Raw genomic sequence first — 776 nt, forward strand, 5'->3', positions numbered from 1 at the left:
CTCAGCTGGGAGAGCATCTGCCTTACAAGCAGAGGGTCAGCGGTTCGATCCCGTTAACTCCCAAAGGTCCCGTAGTGTAGCGGTTATCACGTCGCCCTGTCACGGCGAAGATCGCGGGTTCGATTCCCGTCGGGACCGTTTAAGATAACGGAAGTTATTTTAGACTCGTTAGCTCAGTTGGTAGAGCAATTGACTTTTAATCAATGGGTCACTGGTTCGAGCCCAGTACGGGTCATATATGCGGGTTTGGCGGAATTGGCAGACGCACCAGATTTAGGATCTGGCGCTTAACAGCGTGGGGGTTCAAGTCCCTTAACCCGCATTAAGATATAATAAATGAGCCGGCTTAGCTCAGTTGGTAGAGCATCTGATTTGTAATCAGAGGGTCGCGTGTTCAAGTCATGTAGCCGGCATTTTTAGATAGAAGAAAACAGTGCGAACGTAGTTCAGTGGTAGAACACCACCTTGCCAAGGTGGGGGTCGCGGGTTCGAATCCCGTCGTTCGCTTGGAGAGGCCGGGGTGGCGGAACTGGCAGACGCACAGGACTTAAAATCCTGCGATTGGTAACGATCGTACCGGTTCGATTCCGGTCCTCGGCATAAACTAATGAGCACCCTTAGCTCAACTGGATAGAGTACCTGACTACGAATCAGGCGGTTAGAGGTTCGACTCCTCTAGGGTGCATTTTTCTATTTAACTCGGGAAGTAGCTCAGCTTGGTAGAGTACTTGGTTTGGGACCAAGGTGTCGCAGGTTCGAATCCTGTCTTCCCGATA

At 51.0% G+C, this 776-nt stretch carries 8 tRNA genes; all 8 read left to right on the forward strand.

Annotated elements, in window-relative coordinates:
- Positions 1–65 precede the first annotated feature (65 nt).
- The 8 genes from ADH54_RS09005 to ADH54_RS09040 all read left to right on the forward strand — a co-directional run bounded on the left by ADH54_RS09005 (position 66) and on the right by ADH54_RS09040 (position 774).
- Positions 66–138 (forward strand) — tRNA-Asp (locus ADH54_RS09005).
- Between the two features lie 24 nt (positions 139–162).
- Positions 163–235 (forward strand) — tRNA-Lys (locus ADH54_RS09010).
- 5 nt (positions 236–240) lie between these two features.
- A tRNA-Leu gene (locus tag ADH54_RS09015) sits at positions 241–322 on the forward strand.
- A gap of 18 nt (positions 323–340) precedes the next feature.
- A tRNA-Thr gene (locus ADH54_RS09020) sits at positions 341–413 on the forward strand.
- Between the two features lie 22 nt (positions 414–435).
- A tRNA-Gly gene (locus tag ADH54_RS09025) sits at positions 436–507 on the forward strand.
- 7 nt (positions 508–514) lie between these two features.
- Positions 515–600 (forward strand) — tRNA-Leu (locus ADH54_RS09030).
- 11 nt (positions 601–611) lie between these two features.
- Positions 612–685 (forward strand) — tRNA-Arg (locus tag ADH54_RS09035).
- 15 nt (positions 686–700) lie between these two features.
- Positions 701–774 (forward strand) — tRNA-Pro (locus ADH54_RS09040).
- Positions 775–776: the final 2 nt, after the last annotated feature.

It is taken from the genome of Streptococcus pseudopneumoniae (genome assembly GCF_001072315.1).
GTDB classification, from domain to species: domain Bacteria; phylum Bacillota; class Bacilli; order Lactobacillales; family Streptococcaceae; genus Streptococcus; species Streptococcus pseudopneumoniae_R.